The 13,693-nt window shown below is 71.0% G+C and carries 12 protein-coding genes and 2 pseudogenes; 8 read left to right on the top strand and 6 right to left on the bottom strand.

What is annotated here, in order from left to right; genetic code table 11:
• Window positions 1–2: 2 nt before the first annotated feature.
• Both ACFYOP_RS08110 and ACFYOP_RS08105 read left to right on the top strand, forming a co-directional pair.
• Window positions 3–149 (top strand): hypothetical protein, encoded by a 147-nt coding sequence (locus tag ACFYOP_RS08110; RefSeq protein ID WP_388451087.1) that lies wholly within the window; start codon window positions 3–5, stop codon window positions 147–149.
• Window positions 146–814: a class I SAM-dependent methyltransferase gene (locus ACFYOP_RS08105; RefSeq protein WP_356891501.1), complete on the top strand. Its 669-nt coding sequence runs from the start codon at window positions 146–148 to the stop codon at window positions 812–814. Before ACFYOP_RS08110 ends, ACFYOP_RS08105 begins: the two co-directional genes overlap by 4 nt.
• Window positions 815–881: 67 nt before the next feature.
• Here ACFYOP_RS08105 and ACFYOP_RS08100 read toward each other — a convergent pair whose 3' ends face one another.
• The 4 genes and pseudogenes from ACFYOP_RS08100 to ACFYOP_RS08085 all read right to left on the bottom strand — a co-directional run.
• Window positions 882–1,091 carry an antitoxin gene (locus tag ACFYOP_RS08100; RefSeq protein ID WP_356891499.1) on the bottom strand — a complete coding sequence of 70 codons (210 nt, stop codon included), beginning with the start codon at window positions 1,089–1,091 and terminating at the stop codon, window positions 882–884.
• A gap of 129 nt (window positions 1,092–1,220) precedes the next feature.
• Window positions 1,221–2,696 carry a membrane-associated oxidoreductase gene (locus ACFYOP_RS08095; protein ID WP_356891497.1) on the bottom strand — a complete coding sequence of 492 codons (1,476 nt, stop codon included), beginning with the start codon at window positions 2,694–2,696 and terminating at the stop codon, window positions 1,221–1,223.
• A gap of 157 nt (window positions 2,697–2,853) precedes the next feature.
• Entirely contained in the window at window positions 2,854–3,387 is a 534-nt protein-coding gene (locus tag ACFYOP_RS08090) for an SMI1/KNR4 family protein (protein ID WP_356891495.1), read from the bottom strand.
• A 102-nt stretch (window positions 3,388–3,489) separates the two neighbouring features.
• Window positions 3,490–3,570: pseudogene (locus ACFYOP_RS08085) on the bottom strand (glutamine synthetase); the annotation flags it as partial.
• 539 nt (window positions 3,571–4,109) lie between these two features.
• Here ACFYOP_RS08085 and fxsT point away from each other — a divergent pair.
• Window positions 4,110–6,740 (top strand): FxSxx-COOH system tetratricopeptide repeat protein, encoded by a 2,631-nt coding sequence (gene fxsT / locus ACFYOP_RS08080; protein ID WP_356891491.1) that lies wholly within the window; start codon window positions 4,110–4,112, stop codon window positions 6,738–6,740.
• 299 nt (window positions 6,741–7,039) lie between these two features.
• Here the strand turns inward: fxsT and ACFYOP_RS08075 are convergent, their stop codons facing one another.
• Window positions 7,040–8,401, bottom strand: coding sequence for a glutamine synthetase family protein (locus ACFYOP_RS08075; protein ID WP_356891490.1), 1,362 nt, complete (start codon window positions 8,399–8,401; stop codon window positions 7,040–7,042).
• 262 nt (window positions 8,402–8,663) lie between these two features.
• Between ACFYOP_RS08075 and ACFYOP_RS08070 the strand changes: the two genes are divergently transcribed.
• From ACFYOP_RS08070 to ACFYOP_RS08050, 5 genes are all read left to right on the top strand, one after another.
• Window positions 8,664–9,056, top strand: coding sequence for a hypothetical protein (locus tag ACFYOP_RS08070; protein ID WP_356891488.1), 393 nt, complete (start codon window positions 8,664–8,666; stop codon window positions 9,054–9,056).
• A gap of 70 nt (window positions 9,057–9,126) precedes the next feature.
• Complete coding sequence (locus ACFYOP_RS08065) at window positions 9,127–9,774, top strand: DUF3105 domain-containing protein (RefSeq protein WP_356891486.1); 648 nt, start codon at window positions 9,127–9,129, stop codon at window positions 9,772–9,774.
• A gap of 5 nt (window positions 9,775–9,779) precedes the next feature.
• The gene (locus ACFYOP_RS08060; RefSeq protein WP_356891484.1) at window positions 9,780–10,439 is read left to right on the top strand and encodes a DUF305 domain-containing protein; all 660 of its coding nucleotides are present in this window, start codon (window positions 9,780–9,782) and stop codon (window positions 10,437–10,439) included.
• Window positions 10,440–10,582: 143 nt separating this feature from the next.
• A complete protein-coding gene (locus tag ACFYOP_RS08055) occupies window positions 10,583–11,038 on the top strand; it encodes a CBS domain-containing protein (protein ID WP_356891482.1) in 456 nt (151 codons plus the stop codon).
• Window positions 11,039–11,572: 534 nt separating this feature from the next.
• On the top strand, window positions 11,573–13,339 hold the full coding sequence (locus tag ACFYOP_RS08050) for an NAD+ synthase (RefSeq protein WP_356891480.1): 1,767 nt from the start codon (window positions 11,573–11,575) through the stop codon (window positions 13,337–13,339).
• Here the strand turns inward: ACFYOP_RS08050 and ACFYOP_RS08045 are convergent.
• Window positions 13,299–13,655: pseudogene (locus ACFYOP_RS08045) on the bottom strand (MFS transporter); the annotation flags it as partial. The gene ACFYOP_RS08050 and the pseudogene ACFYOP_RS08045 overlap by 41 nt on opposite strands.
• Window positions 13,656–13,693: the final 38 nt, after the last annotated feature.

The raw sequence follows: 13,693 nt of genomic DNA, 5'->3' as shown, positions 1-13,693 counted from the left end.
GCATGGATACCGATCACGCGACGCCCGCCCAAATCGCCGCCCTGCGCGCGGCGTTCGGCGCGGCGTTCGGCCACACCACGGCGGAGTCCGGGTTCGCCGGCTGGGTCGCGCACTGGGCGGCCGCCAAGGACTGGTGGGATGCCGCATGACGACACGACGTGAAGAGACCGCGTTCCTGCGCGACACCCGCGACTCGTACGACGCGATCGCCGTCGACTACGCGGAGACGTTCAAGACCGAGCCGGAGGCCAAGCCGCTGGCCCTGGCCGTGCTCACCGCCTTCGCGCAGAGCGTGGTGCGGGACGGCGGCGGGCCCGTCGTGGAGTTCGGGTCCGGGCCGGGGCGGGTGACGGCGTATCTCGACGGGCTCGGGGTGGATGTCAGGGGCGTCGACCTGTCGCCCGTGATGGTGTCGCTGGCCCGGCGGACGTTTCCGGATCTGCGGTTCGACGAGGGGTCGATGACGGAGCTCGGCGGCTTCGCGGACGGCTCGCTGCGCGGAATCGTCGCGTGGTACTCGCTGATCCACCTACCGCCCGCCGAGGTTCCCGGAGTGCTCGCGGAATTCCACCGCGTCCTCGCGCCCGGCGGGTACCTGGCGCTGGCCTTCCAGGTCGGTGAGGAGGTGACGCGCTACACCAAGGGGTTCGGGCACGTCGTGTCGCTCGACTTCCACCGGATGCGGCCGGACCGCGTGACCGGGCAGTTGCGGGAGGCCGGTTTCGAGCCGAGGGCGACCATGGTGCGGGAGGCGGAGCCGGACGAGAAGACGCCGCAGGCCAGTCTGTTGGCCCGCAAGCCGGTGCGGGCGTAGCCGCACGGCGGCCCGGGCCCGGAGGGCGGTGCCCCCGGTCCGGGCCGGGCCGTTCACACCGGTGAGGTCACTGCTGCGGCGGCTCGTCGCGGCGTTCGGTCCCGCCGGTGCCGCCGCCTCCGAACTGGTCCCTCATCTTGTCCTGGGCCGTGTCCACGTGGCGGCTGTGCTTGCCCTGGGTCCTGCCGTCCACGTAGTCGCCGGCCTTCTCGATGCCCTGGTTCGTCTGGTCAGGGTGGCCTTTGAGCATGCTCTTGAGCTTGTCCATCATGGACATGGGGTTTTCCTCCTCGACGCAGGGTCCCCCGTCACTCCAGGGTCACCGCCCCGGGCGCGTTTCGCATCCGCACGGCCTGCCGTGGCGGACAGTCCCTGTCCTGGACGAGCCGCTGGGCAGATCGGGGCCCTACTGGCGGCTCAGGGACCGGGTGACCCCCGCCGCGATCGTGGTGGCCAGGACCCAGCCGCCGATGATCAGCAGATACGCCAGCCACTGGTACGCGCCCTGGGGTGCGTACGCGGTCTCCTGGCCGAAGCCGATGATCGGCAGCAGCAGGTCGAGGGTGTAGAACGCGGGATTGAAGTCGGGGGCCTCGTCGGGCTTCAGCGCGGGCGGATACTTCAGGGCGAAGGCGACGGTCCCGGTGAGCAACAGCGCCGCCAGCCATCCGGCGGCGCGCAGCGGGCGGAAGCCGTAGCCGACGGTCACGTCCTGGAGGATGCCCCAGACCCTGGCCTGCCACGGGAGTGTGCGGCGATGGCGGCGGAGCTTGGCGAACTGGACGGTGCGGGCGGCGGCCTCGTCGCCGACCGTGCGGTAGGCGGTGGCCAGCTGTTCGTAGGTGAACGGCAGATAGTCCGTCTGTCCGTGTTCCAGCAGTGGCAGCCGCTGCTCGGCCGGCAGGTGGGGCGTGAGCCTGCGGTAGCCGAGCCCGTCGATCATGACCTGGTCGGGCCAGACCTCCGGGGATATGTGCAGCAGTTCCAGCTGGGAGCGGCGCAGATTCACGGCGCCCTCGATCGGTGCCGCATCTCGTAGCCACAGCTCGCCGGCGACGCAGCTGCTGGCGCGCAGGGCCTGGCCGCCGGGGTTCGACAGCCTGGCGTGCGCCAGATTCAGCTGACCGGGGACGGTCGCGCCCGTCAGGTTGATCCGGCCCTCGGCCCGCAGCCGCATCGCCCGCAGGTCGGCCCCGACGGACAGGTTCTCGGCGTGCAGGGCGGTACCGCCCGGGCAGCGCAGGGTGGCGTCGTCGAGGTTGATCCGACCTCCGACGGTCGCGCCGTTCAACCCGGTCTGACCGTCCACGACGAGGCCCACCGCCCAGATGTCGGCTCCGATCGTCGCGTGGTTGAGCGACAGCACCGGTGCGCCGGGCTCCTGGTCGCCGTCCCCGGCGTCCAGGCGGGCCCCGTCGAGGAAGACCGCGCCGCCGATCTGCGAGCCCGCCAGCCGTACGGGCCCGGTGACGCGGCAGCCGGTCATCCGCAGCACGAGGTCGACGCGCAGGGTGCCGGCGATGAGCCCCGGCAGCTCGGAGTCGGTCAGCGCCAGGAGGCGGAGCTGGGCGCCGTAGAGATCCGGCGGCTCCTCGAAGTGACACGCCCGCAGCCGGACGGGGCTGTGGATCGTCCCGAACTTGAGGTTCAGCACGCCGGTGATACGCGCGCCCCACACCTTCATCCCCGCGATCTCACCGTCCTGCCGCGGCCCGTCCACGAGCAGCGCCCGAAGCACCTCGGCGCGCACCGTCCGCTGGGGCCCCCAGGAGGCCCCGGACCCGGGTTCGTCGCCGGCGCCCTCGCGGAAGTCGACCCCCTCACCCCGCGGGAACGCCTCGACGACGCGTCGCTCGGCGGGCGTCAGATCGATGATCTCCACCGCCCGGATGCTGTCGCGACCCCGTTCGAACTGTCAACTCCCGCCAGGCGCAACGGCAATTGCGCGCAGCGGAGTGCGCCAGGGGTGGACGAGCGCGCAGCTCGCAGACAGCTCGGCCCATGGCGTCCGGGGAGTTGGGCGACGCAGTGACGCGTCGTCATACCGGACCGAGCCGACGGAATTCATGCGGAGCGCGGGGGAACGAGGACGAGAGGATGCTCGACCGCAGCTCTCCGTCCAGGGAAGAGGCCAGGAATCCCGTGCAGGAGACGGAGAAATGCTCCCATCGGCCGCCGCGCGCCTCGTTCACCATGACGGTCCATCGGCCCGGCTCAAGACCTGGCCGGACCAGCCAGTAGAGGCATTCTCCGTTGTCCGTGGTCGCCCATGGGATGACCTGGGAACCCTCCGCCTCCAATTCTGGCGGCTTCTTCTCGAACTCCCACAGGTCTTCCAGGTCTTCGGCCTGTTGCTCCGCCCATGTGATGAGGTCGTAGTTCTCGTTGGGGCAGCTGGGCTCCAGGACGTACAGACAGTCGTCCCAGTTACTTCCCCCATAGACGCGGATGAGTTCCTTGTAGTCGGCGGGAAGCTCGAACCCGAGGCGGCGCTCGGCCCCGACCCAGTCCTTCTGGCGGGGCTCGCCGGGCGCGGGGGCGATGTCGAGAAGACGCGTGAGGGCGTTGGTCATGGCGGGTGGAGACTACCAAGCCTCCATTCGTTTGCCGGGCCGACGGTTCACGCCCGTCGGCCCGGAACGGCGCCAAGGCTCGAATACCGTCCTGACCTGCGCCTACAGCACCGGCAGGGACTTGCGCAGCTCGAAGACGGTGACCTCGCTGCGGTACTCCTCCCACTCCGGCTCCTTGTCGCGCGCAGGAACTTGTGCCGCTCGCATGCGACCTCAGAGGACCCAAGGCAAGACCGGCCCGACCAGCAGCCGGCGGCCGCCTGTGGTGGTTGTTGGTCACTCCAGGCCGCCCTTCGACGGCCCACAGAGGGGCCCAGCTCCAACCGGGCACAGCTCCGGATGGCCTTTCGGTCTTGGACGTGTGCTCAGGTCGCGGGCTTCTGACTGACCGTCGGAGAGACTTGTCCACAAGTACAGGGAGTACAGGCTGCTCAGTGCTTCACGCAGCAGCCCCTCGTCGGCTCGTAGCGGCACGACGGAGACGCGGGTGACCAGCTCGACATACAGCTCCCACGCGGCGCGCCGTTCGGTGTCGCTGGGCTCCCAGGTCCCGGAGAGCTCCACCACGCAGGTTCAGCTTCACGTCGATGCTCTTCGGTGCCCGTACCATGCCTGCCCCCCCCTTGTTTCCGGATTCACGCCCTGGACCCACCGTATAGGCCGGATCATGGGTGGGGTATCCGCGGCGGGCGCGGGGCATGAGCGCGCAGAGGGGACGGGCGATGCCGGGGGCAGCGGAGTCGGTGTTCGTCAGCTACGTCGGAGCGGACCGGGCCTGGGCGGAGTGGGTGGCCTGGCATCTGCGGGAAGCCGGTCACCGCGTGGAGCTGGATGTGTGGGACTGGCGCACCGGCGACAACTTCGTCGAGCGGATGGACCAGGCCCTGGAGCGCGCCACCGCGGTGGTGGCGCTGTTCTCCAACAGCTATTTCGATCCTGCGCGCTGGACGCGTGAGGAGTGGACCTCCGCCGTCGCGCGCCGGCGCCGGCTCGTGCCGTTGACGGTCGAGCCCCTCCACGGCGGCGACGTCCCTGACATCCTGGCTGCCGTGATCCGTAGGGATCTGCACGGTCTGGACGAGCAGGCCGCGATCACTGCGCTGCGGGAGGCCGTCGACGGCCCCACCGGCCCGCTCGCACCCCCGCCGTTCCCCGGCACGGCAAGAGCGGCGGCGTCGGGCGGGGATGCCGGCGGCGGGCGTCCGCGGCTGCCGGGCGCTGGTGTGCCGGGGGTGTGGAACGTGCCGCGCCGCAATCCGCACTTCACCGGCCGAGAGGCGACGATGACACGGGTGCGGGAGGGGCTGCTGGGCGGCCGGCAGGCGGTGGTGCAGGCCCTGCACGGCCTGGGCGGGATAGGCAAGACCCAGCTCGCCCTGGAGTACGCCCACCGCTTCGCCAGCCAGTACGACACCGTGTGGTGGATCGACGCCGAACAGGCCGACCAGATCCCCGTCCACTACACCGAACTGGCCGCACGCCTGGGCATGGCCGCACCCGGGGCCGGCACCGACCACACCACCCGCGCCCTGCTCGAACACCTGCGCACCCGGGAGCGCTGGCTGATCGTCCTGGACAACGCCGACGACCCCGGCGCCTTCGAGACCCTGCTGCCCACCGGCCCCGGCCACGTACTGATCACCTCCCGCAACCCAGGCTGGAAGGACATCGTCCCCAGCCACGGCTTGGACGTGTTCCCCCGCAGCGACTCCGTGGCCTACCTGACCACCCGCATCCCCGACATCGCCGCGCAGCAGGCCGGCACACTCGCCGGCGACCTCGGTGACCTTCCCCTGGCCCTGGCCCAGGCCGCCGGCGTCATCACCACCGGCATGACCCCGGACCGCTACCGCCAGCTGCTCACCGACAAGACCGCGCGGCTCATGGCCAACGGCGGCCCGCCCGGATACCCCGCCCACCTTGCAGCCACGGTGGACATCGCCACCACCCGCCTGACCAACGACCACTTACAGGCCGCCGAACTGCTGCGCCTGGCCGCGTTCCTGGGCCCCGACCCCATTCCCACCGGCTGGCTGGAGACCACCCGCGGCCGACTGGCCACGCTCACCGTCGACCCCGACGACTTCATGTGGCCCCAGACCGCACTCCAGTTCCTGTCCCGCTGTGGTCTGGCCCGCGTCGACCACGAAACCTTCCAGATCCACCGGCTCACCCAGGCCATCGTCCGCGACCACACCAGCGAAGCCGACACCACCGCGGCAGAAGACGACGTCACCACCCTCCTGGCCGCCATTGCGCCGGGCGAGGCGGTGGACCCGGTCTCCTGGCCGACATGGGCCGCCCTGACCTCCCACCTCAACGCCCGACTGCACACCGCCGCCCAGCACCCCCCACTGCACCAGACGCTCATCCGGGCCGCCCGCTACCTCTGCGTGAGTGGACAGGCGCGCGCCGGCCGCGACCTGGCCGCCACTCTCCACCCCATCTGGGTCACCGCCCTGGGCGAGGAGCACCCCGACACGCTCGGCATCGCGCAGTACCTCGGCCATGCCACTGCCGACCTCGGGGAGTACGACGAGGCGCGCCGCATCATCGAGGACACCCTCGAACGCCGCCGCCGCACTCTGGGCCAGGACCACCCCGACACCCTCAACTCCGCCAACGACCTCGCCACCGCCCTGGACCTTCTCGGGGAGTACGAGGAGGCGCGCCGCATGGACGAGGACACCCACGAACACCGCCGCCGCATCCTGGGCCAGGACCACCCCGACACCCTCAACTCCGCCAACAATCTCGCCAACTCCTTGGCCCATCTCCGGGAGTACGAGGAGGCGCGCCGCCTGCACGAGGACACCCACGAACACCGCCGCCGCGTCCTGGGCCAGGACCACCCCGACACCCTGACCTCCGCCAGCAACCTCGCCACCGCCTTGGACAGTCTCGGGGAGTACGAGGAGGCGCGCCGCATGCACGAGGACACCCACGAACACCGCCGCCGCATCCTGGGCCAGGACCACCCCGACACCCTCAACTCCGCCAGCAACCTCGCCACCGCCCTGGCCCGTCTCGGGGAGTACGAAAAGGCGCGCCGCCTGCACGAGGACACCCACGAACACCGCCGCCGCATCCTGGGCCAGGACCACCCCGACACCCTCAACTCCGCCAACAACCTCGCCACCACCCTGGCCCATCTTCGACAGGTCGCAGCAGCAGAGAAGCTCCTCAGGGACGCTCATGCCCGAAGCCGCCGCACCCTGGGCGAGAACCACCCCCAGACTCAGCGCCTCGCCGAAAACCTCGCCCAGGTACTCACCGCCCTGGGCAGACCATTTGAAGCCCAGAAATTGCGCCCCTCCGGTGGCAAAGCAGGGAAGCGCCGGAAGCGCCGCTAGAAAGCCAAGTCCGCCGTGCTGACGCACTTGAAAAGAGAAAGGTCTGTCGCGCTCCGGTCGGCGGGCCTCAAGACCGGCTGCTCGCTGTTGCCGAACCAGATCGGGATGGCCGCCCGCCCGAGCCTCCCGCACACCAGCAGGAAGCGCTGCACTGACCTGCCGCGTCGCGGACAAGCAAGAAGAGCACCGGACCCGCGAGGCCGTGCTCCTCTTACGGAGCCTGAGACGCCTCCGGGCCGACGGTCGGTGACCGTCGGCCCGGAGTGCCGTACAGCGGTGAAACCAGGGCTGACCTGGGCTTACAGCACCGGCAGGGACTTGCGCAGTTCGAAGGCCGTGACCTCGCTGCGGTACTCCTCCCACTCCTGCTTCTTGTTGCGGAGGAAGAAGTCGAAGACGTGCTCGCCCAGGGTCTCGGCCACCAGCTCGCTGCGTTCCATCAGGTCGATCGCCTCGCCCAGGTTCTGCGGGAGCGGGGTGATGCCCATCGCGCGGCGTTCGGCGTCGGAGAGGGCCCAGACGTCGTCGTCCGCGCCGGCCGGGAGTTCGTAGCCCTCCTCGATGCCCTTGAGGCCGGCGGCGAGGAGAACCGCGTACGAGAGGTACGGGTTGGCGCCGGAGTCGAGGGAGCGGACCTCGATGCGGGCGGAGCCGGTCTTGCCGGGCTTGTACATCGGGACGCGGATCAGGGCGGAGCGGTTGTTGTGGCCCCAGCAGATGTACGAGGGGGCCTCGCCGCCGGCGCCGGCGCTGCGGGTGGAGCCGCCCCAGATGCGCTTGTAGGAGTTCACCCACTGGTTGGTGACGGCCGAGATCTCGGCGGCGTGCCGCAGCAGGCCGGCGATGAAGGAGCGGCCGACCTTGGAGAGCTGGTACTCGGCGCCGGACTCGTAGAACGCGTTGCGGTCGCCCTCGAAGAGGGACAGGTGGGTGTGCATGCCCGAGCCGGGGTATTCGGAGAACGGCTTCGGCATGAAGGTGGCCTGCACGCCCTGCTCCAGCGCGACCTGCTTCATGACCAGGCGGAACGTCATGATGTTGTCGGCCGTGGACAGCGCGTCCGCGTACCGCAGGTCGATCTCCTGCTGGCCGGGCGCGCCCTCGTGGTGGCTGAACTCGACCGAGATGCCCATGGACTCGAGCATGGTGATCGCCTGGCGGCGGAAGTCCATGCCGACGTTCTGCGGGGTGTGGTCGAAGTAGCCGGAGCTGTCGGCGGGCGTGGGCCGGCTGCCGTCGACCGGCTTGTCCTTGAGCAGGAAGAACTCGATCTCGGGGTGGGTGTAGAACGTGAAGCCCAGGTCCGAGGTCTTGGCCAGGATCCGCTTCAGCACGAACCGCGGGTCCGCGAACGACGGAGAGCCGTCGGGCATCAGGATGTCGCAGAACATCCGGGCCGTGCCGGGGGCCTCGGCGCGCCACGGCAGGATCTGGAAGGTGCCGGGGTCCGGCTTGGCGATCATGTCGGACTCGTAGACCCGGGCGAAGCCCTCGATCGCGGAGCCGTCGAAGCCGATTCCTTCGTCGAATGCCTGTTCCAGCTCGGCGGGTGCCACGGCGACCGACTTCAAAAAGCCGAGCACATCGGTGAACCACAGGCGTACGAAGCGGATGTCGCGCTCCTCGAGCGTACGGAGCACGAATTCCTGCTGCTTGTCCATGTCTGAGTTCCTACCAATCCTTGCCGGTCACGGCGCGTGCCTGCTCCCTGGAGCATCCCATCCGCGGGTTTCGGGGAAGTTGCGCACGCGGCTTCGCCCATTGTGGGTCAGGGGCCGGCCGGAGACGACCCTGAAGGCTTCCTTCACTGTCCCTGACCGGGTCGCGGCCGGCCGCGACGGGGCCCTGACCGGGTCGGCCGGCGTCCCTTTTTCGCCGCCCGACTGCGGTACCCGACAGCCGCGCCCACTACGATCTGCGGCCATGGGGGGTTCGCGGGTCCACCGCCTCTCGCGCCGCACGCGTCCCACGGCTCTGCTGAGTGCCGTGGCGACGTTCCTCGGCGCGCTCTTCTTCTGCCTGGGCCCGGGCGGTGCGCACGAGGCGACCGCCTCCGCGGCGTACGAGTCGGCCGCCGAGTCGGCGTACGGACCGCTCTCGGCGACCGCGTACAGCTGTCCGTACGACGACGGCGGTTGCGGGCTGAGGCCCGTGCTGGGCCCCGCGGTGCTCACCGCGCCGCCGCTGGACGCCCCGCCGCCCGCGGGAGCCGCCCCCGCGTCCTTGGGGACGGACCCCGACGCCGCCCCGCCGCACCACTCGGGAGCGCAGGCACGCGCCCCGGACCTGCACGTCCTTCAGGTGATGCGGACGTGATGCGCGTCCGCATCGCCCTGCACATCGCTGAACCCCCCATTCCGCAGACTTCACGAAGGACATCGCCACCATGGCTTCCCGTAACACCACCAACGACCGCCGGGCCCGCATAGAGCAGATGCGCCGCGCCGAGCAGTCGCGCGAGCGCCGCAACCGCTTCCTCACCATCGGCATCAGCGGCGTCGTCGTCGCCGGCCTCGTCGGCTTCGGAATCTTCGTGCTCAACAAGGAGTCCGAGGAGAAGGAGCAGCGCGTCGCCGAGGCGAAGGCTCCCGTCAAGGACGAGCAGAGCTGGGACGCGAAGAAGCTCGGCCGCAACCACGTGGACACGCCGGTCACGTACGAGATGCAGCCGCCGGTCGGCGGCGACCACAAGCAGGTGTGGATGAACTGCAACGGCGACGTCTACAAGGAGCCGATCCCCGACGCCAACGCCGTCCACTCGCTGGAGCACGGCGCGGTGTGGGTGACCTACACCGACAAGGCCGACAAGGCCGATGTGGACAAGCTCGCCGAGCGGGTCAAGAAGACGCCGTACTCGCTGATGAGCCCGTACAAGGATCAGGACGGCTCGATCGTGCTCAGCGCCTGGGGCAAGCAGGTCGCCGTCGACTCGGCCGACGACAAGCGGGTCAGCCAGTTCTTCACCAAGTACGTCCAGGGCCCGCAGACGCCCGAGCCGGGCGCTGCCTGCACGGGCGGACTGAGCGGCAAGTGAAGGGCATGACGCGTACGCACTGGGCGGCAGTCACCGCGGTCGTCCTCGCCCTGCTGTTCGCGGGGGCCGCCACGGTGGCCTCCGCGGGCGACGGCGGCTCCCCCGCGGACCGCACGCCGACGGCGGCGTCCGCGGACGCCGGTTTCGCCCGGGACATGTCGGTGCACCACCAGCAGGCGGTGGAGATGTCGTTCATCGTCCGCGAGCGGACGCAGGGCGACGAGGTGCGCAGGCTCGCGTACGACATCGCCAACACGCAGGCGAACCAGCGCGGGATGATGCTCGGCTGGCTCGACCTGTGGGGGCTGCCGAAGGTGCAGGCCGACGCGGAGCCCATGGCGTGGATGGGCAGCACCTCCGGCCACGGCGGGCACGGTGGGCACGGCGGCCTCAAGGCCGGGGACGGTGCGCTGATGCCCGGCATGGCGACCAAGGCTGATGTGGAGCGGCTGTCCCGGCTCAGCGGCGAGCAGGCCGAGATCCTCTACCTCCAGCTGATGATCGTCCACCACAACGGCGGCATCGCCATGGCCAAGGGCTGTGTCGAGCAGTGCGAGGTGGGCGTGGAACGGGACCTGGCGCAGGGCATGGTGGACGCGCAGGTGTCGGAGGTCGAGCTGATGGTCGACCTGCTGCGCAAGCGGGGCGCGCAGCCCCGCACCTGAAGGCGCGTCCGGCGCGTGCCTCGTCCGGGTCCGACCTCGCGTCCGGCCTGGACGGGGCGCGCGGCCACTGCGGTCGCGTGCCCCGGACGGCGCAACGACAATGGGGTGGCTCGGGGCCTTACGGCATCCAGGAGGCAGGTCCCATGACCACGGCGAAGGACATCATGCACGCGGGGGCCCGGTGGATCCCCGAACACGAGACCCTCGACCGCGCCGCCCAGCTGATGCGCGAGCTGGACGTGGGCGCGCTGCCGATCGCCGACGCCGACGAGCGCCTGTGCGGCATCCTGACCGACCGCGACATCGTCGTCGGCTGCGTGGCCATGGGCCACGACCCGTCGCGGGTCACGGCGGCCGACATGGCGAAGGGCACCCCGCGGTGGATCGACGCGGGCGCGGACGTCGAGGCGGTGCTGCGCGAGATGCAGGGCCACCAGATCCGGCGGCTGCCGGTCATCGAGAACAAGCGGCTGGTCGGCATGATCAGCGAGGCGGACCTGGCGCAGCACCTGAGCGAGGACCAGCTGGCGGGGTGGGCGGAACGGGTGTACGCGGAGAGCGGGACGGAGCGGTTGACGGGCGCGGGCGCGATGACCTGACCGGCCGCCCCGTCGGAGCCCGGTCCGGGGCCGTTCCCGCCCCCGGACCGGGCTCTGCCCGAACCCGCGCCTCCAATCCCCGGCGGAGCCGGGAACTGTCCGGCCCCCGTCGGGGCTCCGCCCCGAACCCCGCGCCTCAACCTCCCCTACGGCCTGACGGCCGTGGGAGGCGCCCCCAGCGGGGCTGAGTCGGCCGGTCTCCATCACGGACCCGCCCCCTACGGCCTGACGGCCGCGGGAGGCGCCCCGCTGCGGGGCTGAAGTCGCCGGGCAACTCAAGCCCGACCTTGGAGGTACTACCCCCACGCCTGGCGGTGCGGGAGGTGCCCCTGCGGCCGCCAGGCCGTAGGGGGAGATGGAGCCACCGGGCGAAGCGCGGTACCAGGCCCCGGGGGGAGCCCGACACGCCTGACTCAGCGGGTACGGGCTCCCGGGGCAAAGCCCCGGGAGCCCGGTGGAGCGCGGACCCGCGCAAAGCGTGGCGCGCGTCACCCGGAAGGGCATCGCGTCAGAAAGACGATTACACTGGCCCCCGTGCCTCAACTACGCCTCGCTCTGAATCAGATCGACTCGACCGTCGGCGACCTCACCGGCAACGCCGAGGCGATCGTGCACTGGACCCGGCACGCCGCCGAGCAGGGGGCGCATCTCGTCGCGTTCCCCGAGATGGTGTTGACCGGCTACCCCGTCGAGGACCTCGCCCTGCGGTCGTCCTTCGTCGAAGCGTCCCGCGCCGCGCTGCGCACCCTCGCCGCGCGGCTCGACGCCGAGGGGTTCGGTGAACTGCCCGTGATCGTCGGGTATCTGGACCGTTCGGAGACGGGCCGCCCCAAGTACGGCCAGCCCGCCGGCGCCCCGCACAACGCCGGCGCCGTGCTGCACCGCGGCCGGGTCGTGCTGAGCTTCGCCAAGCACCACCTGCCGAACTACGGCGTCTTCGACGAGTTCCGCTACTTCATGCCGGGCGACACGATGCCCGTGATCCGCGTCCGCGGCGTCGACGTGGCGCTCGCGATCTGCGAGGACCTCTGGCAGGACGGCGGCCGGGTGCCGGCCGCCCGCAGCGCGAAGGCCGGGCTGCTGATCTCTGTCAACGCCTCGCCGTACGAGCGCGAGAAGGACGACACCCGCCTGGAGCTGGTGCGCAAGCGCGCCCAGGAGGCCGGCTGCACCACGGCGTACGTGGCGATGATCGGCGGGCAGGACGAGCTGGTCTTCGACGGCGACTCGATCGTCGTCGGCCCCGACGGTGAAGTCGTCGCCCGCGCCCCGCAGTTCTCGGAGGGCAGCGTCGTGGTCGACCTGGAGCTCCCCGCCGCGGCGGCCGACGCCCCGGAGGGCGTGGTCGACGACGGGCTGCGGATCGACCGCGTCGTGCTGTCCGAGGAACCGCTGCCCGCGTACGAGGCGGAGCTCACCGGCGGTTACGCCGACCGGCTCGACGACGACGAGGAGGTGTACTCGGCGCTGGTCGTCGGCCTGCGCGCGTACGCCGCGAAGAACGGTTTCCGCTCGGTGCTCATCGGCCTCTCCGGCGGCATCGACTCCGCCCTCGTGGCCGCCGTCGCCTGCGACGCGGTCGGCGCGGCAAACGTGTACGGCGTCTCGATGCCGTCCAAGTACAGCTCCGACCACTCCAAGGGCGACGCCGCCGAGCTGGCCCGCCGGACCGGGCTCAACTTCCGTACCGTGCCGATCGAGCCGATGTTCGACGCGTACATGGGCTCGCTGGGGCTCACCGGTCTCGCGGAGGAGAACCTGCAGTCGCGGCTGCGCGGCACGATGCTGATGGCGATCTCCAACCAGGAGGGGCACATCGTGCTCGCGCCGGGCAACAAGTCCGAGCTGGCCGTGGGGTATTCGACGCTGTACGGCGACTCGGTCGGCGCGTACGGGCCGATCAAGGACGTCTACAAGACGACCGTGTTCCGGCTGGCGAAGTGGCGCAACCGCGCCGCCGAGGAGCGCGGCGGGACCCCGCCGATCCCGGAGGCGTCGATCACCAAGCCGCCGAGCGCCGAGCTGCGCCCCGGCCAGGTCGACACCGACTCGCTGCCGGACTACGACGTGCTGGACCGGATCCTGGAGCTGTACGTCGACCGGGACCAGGGCAAGGACGCGATCGTGGCGGCCGGTTTCGACGAGGAGCTGGTGACGAAGACGCTGCGGATGGTGGACACGGCGGAGTACAAGCGGCGCCAGTACCCGCCGGGCACCAAGATCTCGGCGAAGGGCTTCGGCAAGGACCGGCGGCTGCCGATCACGAACCGCTGGCGCGAGTCGACGAGCCGGCCGAGCTGACCGGCTTGCCCGGTGCGAGGGGGCTTCCCGCGACGACGCGGGAGGCCCCCTTCGCCGTACGCCCCCGGCCCCTGCGCCGGTCGCGGTCCAGGAGCCCGGCCGTGACGGCGATCGCGAGCCCCACGACGGCCAGGACCGCGCCGACCGTCGCCGGCGAGGTCCAGCCCCAGCCCGCCGCGATGGCCGAGCCGCCGAGCCAGGCGCCGCCGGCGTTGGCGAGATTGAACGCCGAGTGGTTGGAGGCGGAGGCCAGGGTGGGGGCGTCCTTCGCCTTGGCCATCACGAGCGTCTGCAACGGCGTGGTGGTCATGAAGCCACGGGGCTGGAGCATCCAGCCCGGCCGGCGCTTGAGGC

This window comes from Streptomyces sp. NPDC006294, assembly GCF_042870895.1.
Classification (GTDB): domain Bacteria; phylum Actinomycetota; class Actinomycetes; order Streptomycetales; family Streptomycetaceae; genus Streptomyces.
The sequence above is the reverse complement of the archived record's forward strand: the minus strand, read 5'-3'. Positions and strand labels throughout refer to the sequence as shown.

What these genes read in the sequence shown, in the direction of transcription:
- ACFYOP_RS08110 (WP_388451087.1), top strand. Translation starts at nt 3, where the DNA reads ATGGATACCGATCACGCGACGCCCGCCCAAATCGCCGCCCTGCGCGCG.
- ACFYOP_RS08105 (WP_356891501.1), top strand. Translation starts at nt 146, where the DNA reads ATGACGACACGACGTGAAGAGACCGCGTTCCTGCGCGACACCCGCGAC.
- ACFYOP_RS08100 (WP_356891499.1), bottom strand. Translation starts at nt 1,091, where the DNA reads ATGTCCATGATGGACAAGCTCAAGAGCATGCTCAAAGGCCACCCTGAC.
- ACFYOP_RS08090 (WP_356891495.1), bottom strand. Translation starts at nt 3,387, where the DNA reads ATGACCAACGCCCTCACGCGTCTTCTCGACATCGCCCCCGCGCCCGGC.
- fxsT (WP_356891491.1), top strand. Translation starts at nt 4,110, where the DNA reads ATGCCGGGGGCAGCGGAGTCGGTGTTCGTCAGCTACGTCGGAGCGGAC.
- ACFYOP_RS08075 (WP_356891490.1), bottom strand. Translation starts at nt 8,401, where the DNA reads ATGGACAAGCAGCAGGAATTCGTGCTCCGTACGCTCGAGGAGCGCGAC.
- ACFYOP_RS08070 (WP_356891488.1), top strand. Translation starts at nt 8,664, where the DNA reads ATGGGGGGTTCGCGGGTCCACCGCCTCTCGCGCCGCACGCGTCCCACG.
- ACFYOP_RS08065 (WP_356891486.1), top strand. Translation starts at nt 9,127, where the DNA reads ATGGCTTCCCGTAACACCACCAACGACCGCCGGGCCCGCATAGAGCAG.
- ACFYOP_RS08060 (WP_356891484.1), top strand. Translation starts at nt 9,780, where the DNA reads ATGACGCGTACGCACTGGGCGGCAGTCACCGCGGTCGTCCTCGCCCTG.
- ACFYOP_RS08055 (WP_356891482.1), top strand. Translation starts at nt 10,583, where the DNA reads ATGACCACGGCGAAGGACATCATGCACGCGGGGGCCCGGTGGATCCCC.